General features: G+C 67.4%; 5 protein-coding genes. 4 read left to right on the top strand and 1 reads right to left on the bottom strand.

The window, feature by feature from the left end; translation table 11 throughout:
- The coding region (locus BAC01S_RS29680; protein WP_407667975.1) for a type II toxin-antitoxin system RelE/ParE family toxin at positions 1–186 on the bottom strand (186 nt) is incomplete at its 3' end.
- 245 nt (positions 187–431) lie between these two features.
- Between BAC01S_RS29680 and ribBA the strand changes: the two genes are divergently transcribed.
- The 4 genes from ribBA to BAC01S_RS29660 all read left to right on the top strand — a co-directional run bounded on the left by ribBA (position 432) and on the right by BAC01S_RS29660 (position 3,944).
- The gene (gene ribBA / locus BAC01S_RS29675) at positions 432–1,598 is read left to right on the top strand and encodes a bifunctional 3,4-dihydroxy-2-butanone-4-phosphate synthase/GTP cyclohydrolase II (protein ID WP_027798003.1); all 1,167 of its coding nucleotides are present in this window, start codon (positions 432–434) and stop codon (positions 1,596–1,598) included.
- A gap of 84 nt (positions 1,599–1,682) precedes the next feature.
- Positions 1,683–2,195, top strand: a complete 513-nt coding sequence (gene ribH, locus BAC01S_RS29670; protein WP_027798002.1) for a 6,7-dimethyl-8-ribityllumazine synthase — start codon at positions 1,683–1,685, stop codon at positions 2,193–2,195.
- Positions 2,192–2,626: a transcription antitermination factor NusB gene (gene nusB, locus BAC01S_RS29665; protein ID WP_027798001.1), complete on the top strand. Its 435-nt coding sequence runs from the start codon at positions 2,192–2,194 to the stop codon at positions 2,624–2,626. The genes ribH and nusB overlap by 4 nt, the downstream gene beginning before the upstream one ends.
- Positions 2,627–2,750: 124 nt before the next feature.
- The gene (locus tag BAC01S_RS29660) at positions 2,751–3,944 is read left to right on the top strand and encodes a pyridoxal phosphate-dependent aminotransferase (protein WP_027798000.1); all 1,194 of its coding nucleotides are present in this window, start codon (positions 2,751–2,753) and stop codon (positions 3,942–3,944) included.
- The last annotated feature ends 55 nt before the right edge of the window (positions 3,945–3,999 follow it).

Raw genomic sequence — 3,999 nt, 5'->3', positions numbered from 1 at the left:
GATGATGCGGACCTCTGCTGCCTCGCCGTTCTCGAAGTGAAAGCAGATCCGCCACTGCACGTTGATGCGGATGCTGTACCAGCCTTCGCGGTCGCCCAGCAAGCGCTCCAGCCGGTTGCCGGGCGGCGCTCGCAGAAACGAGAGCGTGGCGGCGGCGTGAATCTGCTGCAGCTTGCGAATCGCCACCCGCTCGATCAAAGCGAAGCGGGCAACGCGGCGCCCAAAGAAGAGCGCCTCAGTGTCACGGCATGCAAACGAAGTAATCATCGTGGATAGTAACGCAGCGCGTTAATAACGTCAACCGTTACTATTGTGCCGGCCGCGTTTTGCGCTGCCCAGCCGGCCGTTCGGCCAGCCCTTCTCCCCGCCGACGGCGACTTGCCGCCCGCCGTGGCGTAAAATATGCGCTTTCCCGAAAAGACCTCACCAACATGACCCTCGCCACCACCCTGGAGATCATCGCCGAGCTCAAAGCCGGCCGGATGGTGATCCTCGTCGACGAAGAAGACCGGGAAAACGAGGGCGACCTCGTCATCGCCGCGGAATTCATCACGCCCGAGGCCATCAACTTCATGGCGAAGTACGGCCGGGGCCTGATCTGCCTGACGCTCACGCAGGAGCGCTGCAAGCAGCTCAACCTGCCGCTCATGACCTACCGCAACGGCACGCAGTACGGCACCGCGTTCACGGTGAGCATCGAAGCGGCCGAGGGCGTGACGACCGGCATTTCCGCCGCCGACCGCGCCCGCACGATCCAGGCCGCGGTCGCGCACGACGCGCGCGCCGAGCACATCGTGCAGCCGGGCCACGTATTCCCGATCATGGCGCAGCCGGGCGGCGTGCTCGTGCGCGCCGGCCACACCGAAGCCGGCTGCGACTTCACGGCGCTCGCGGGCCTCACGCCGGCCTCCGTGATCTGCGAAGTCATCAAGGACGACGGCACGATGGCGCGCCTGCCCGACCTCGTCGAGTTCGCGCAGGAGCACAACCTGAAGATCGGCACCATCGCCGACCTGATCCATTACCGCAGCCGCACGGAATCGATCGTCGAGCGCGTCGCGGAGCGCACCATGCAGACGGCGCACGGCACCTTCCGCGCGATCATGTACGTCGATCACCCCACCCGCACGCCGCACATCGCCCTCGTGCGCGGCACGCCCACGCCCGAGAGCGAAACGCCGGTGCGCGTGCACGAGCCGCTCTCGATGCTCGATCTGCTGGAAACGGGTTCGTCCACGCACTCGTGGACGCTCGACGCGGCCATGCGCGAAATCGCCGAACGCGATCTCGGCGTGATCGTCATGCTCAATTGCGGCGACACCAAGGAGCATCTGATCGAGATGTTCAAGGCGTTCGACCAGAAAGAACGCGCGGAGGCGCTCGCGCGCCGTCCGGTGGACTTCAAGACCTACGGCATCGGCGCGCAGATCCTGCGGGAACTCGGCGTTGGCCGCATGCAGGTATTGTCGAAACCGCGCCGCCTCGGCAGCATGTCGGGTTACGGGCTCGAAGTCACGGGCTTCGTGCCGATGCCGGGCAGCAGCGCCGAGGCGCCATGCCCGCCGGAAACCGCCGAGCGCACCGCAACGCGCGCCTGAGCGACAGGAACGCGCCGGGGGCGACCCCGCGCTGCCCGCCCACTCATACGCGTTACCACGCATAACCGAACCAACGGACACCACATGGAAATCGGACAATACCAACCGAACCTCGACGGCGACGGACTGCGCATCGGCATCGTCCAGTCGCGCTTTAACGAACCTGTCTGCAACGGCCTGGCCGACGCCTGCATCGAAGAACTCGAACGCCTCGGCGTCGTCGGCGAAGACGTGCTGCTCGTCACCGTGCCCGGCGCGCTCGAAATCCCGCTCGCGCTGCAAAAGCTCGCCGAAAGCGGCCAGTTCGACGCGCTGATCGCGCTCGGCGCGGTCGTGCGCGGCGAGACCTACCACTTCGAGCTCGTTTCGAACGAGAGCGGCGCGGGCATCTCGCGCATCGCGCTCGACTTCGGCGTGCCGGTGGCGAACGCCGTGCTGACCACGGAAAGCGACGAGCAGGCTGTCGCGCGCATGACCGAGAAGGGTCGTGACGCGGCGCGCGTCGCCGTTGAAATGGCGAACCTCACGGTCGCGCTCGAGCAACTCGACGGCGGCGATGAGGACGAAGACGAGGAAGACGAAGAGGAAGAGCAATGAAGAGTGCGCGTCGCCGCTCCCGCGAACTGGCCACGCAGGGGTTGTATCAGTGGCTGCTGTCGGCGGTGCCCGCCGGCGAGATCGACGCGCAGCTGCGCGGTTCGCAGGGTTACGACAAGGCCGATCACGAGCATCTGGACGCCATCCTGCACGGCGTGATCCGCGACTCGGACACGCTCTCGGCCGCCATCGCGCCCTGCCTCGACCGTCCGATCGAGCAGCTCTCGCCCGTCGAGCGCGCGGTGCTGCTGGTCGCGACCTACGAGCTCACGCATCACGTCGACATCCCTTACCGCGTCGTGATCAACGAAGCGGTCGAACTGGCGAAGACGTTCGGCGGCTCGGACGGCTACAAGTACGTCAACGGCGTGCTCGACAAGCTCGCGGTGCAACTGCGCGCCGCGGAAACCCAGGCCGCACGCAGGTCGTGATGGCTCGCGCGGCGGGGCGCGCCGCACTTGTGCGCCCCGCCGCCTTGCGAATTCGCCGTCGTTTTACGGTCCGCGCCGGCGGACCCGCCGGGTCTGCCGGCAGCAAGAAACTGGAATCACCCGCATGAATACCGTTGCCGAACCGCTCCTGCGGCTTGCCGCGCGCGTCGACGCGATCCAGCCGTTCTATGTCATGGAACTGGCCAAGGAGGCGGCAAAGCTCGAACGCGCCGGGCGCGACATCATTCACATGGGTATTGGCGAGCCGGACTTCACGGCGCCGGAGCCCGTCGTCGAGGCCGCCGCCGCGGCGCTGCGCCGCGGCGTCACGCAGTATACGAGCGCGCTCGGCATCCACGCGCTGCGCGAAGCGATCGCCGCGCACTACCGGCATGCGCATGGCCTGACGATCGATCCGGCGCGCATCGTCGTCACGGCTGGCGCCTCGGCGGCGCTGCTGCTCGCCTGCACGGCGCTGGTCGACCGCGACGACGAAGTGCTGATGCCCGACCCGTGCTACCCCTGCAACCGGCACTTCGTGGCCGCGGCGGAAGGCAAGCCGGTGCTCGTGCCGAGCGGCCCCGAGGCCCGCTTCCAGCTAACGGCGGCCGACGTCGAGCGGCTCTGGAGCCCGCGCACGCGCGGCGTGCTGCTCGCCTCGCCCTCGAATCCCACCGGCACCTCGATCGAGCCCGACGAGCTTCGACGCATCGTGCAGACCGTGCGCGAGCGCGGCGGCTTCACGATCGTCGACGAGATCTACCAGGGCCTGAGCTACGATGCGCCACCGGTGTCGGCGCTGTCGTTCGGCGACGATGTCGTGACCGTCAACAGCTTCTCGAAGTACTTCAACATGACCGGCTGGCGCCTTGGCTGGCTCGTCGTGCCTCCGGCGCTGGTCGGCGCATTCGAAAAGCTCGCGCAAAACCTTTTCATCTGTGCGTCGGCGCTCGCCCAGCACGCGGCGCTGGCCTGCTTCGAGCCGGACACGCTCGCGATCTACGAGTCGCGCCGCCTCGAATTCCGGCGTCGCCGCGACTTCATCGCGCCGGCGCTCGAATCGCTAGGCTTTCGCGTGCCGGTCATGCCCGACGGTGCGTTCTATGTCTATGCCGACTGCACGCACGTCGCGCATCCTGCCGCCGGCGACAGCGATACGCTGACGCGCGCGATGCTGCACGAGGCGGACACGGTGATGGTGCCGGGCATGGATTTCGGCGCGGCAGCGCCGCACCAGTACGTGCGGCTCTCGTACGCCACGGCGTACGAGCGGCTGGAGGAAGCCGTCGAGCGGCTGCGCAGGCTGTTCAACCGCTAGCCCACGATGCGGCACGAACAACCGCGGCACAAATAAAAATGGCACCCGAGGGTGT

This window comes from Paraburkholderia acidipaludis NBRC 101816, assembly GCF_000684975.1.
Lineage (GTDB): Bacteria > Pseudomonadota > Gammaproteobacteria > Burkholderiales > Burkholderiaceae > Paraburkholderia > Paraburkholderia acidipaludis.
Note: the sequence above shows the minus strand (reverse complement) of the source record. Positions and strands in the feature narration are given on the sequence as shown.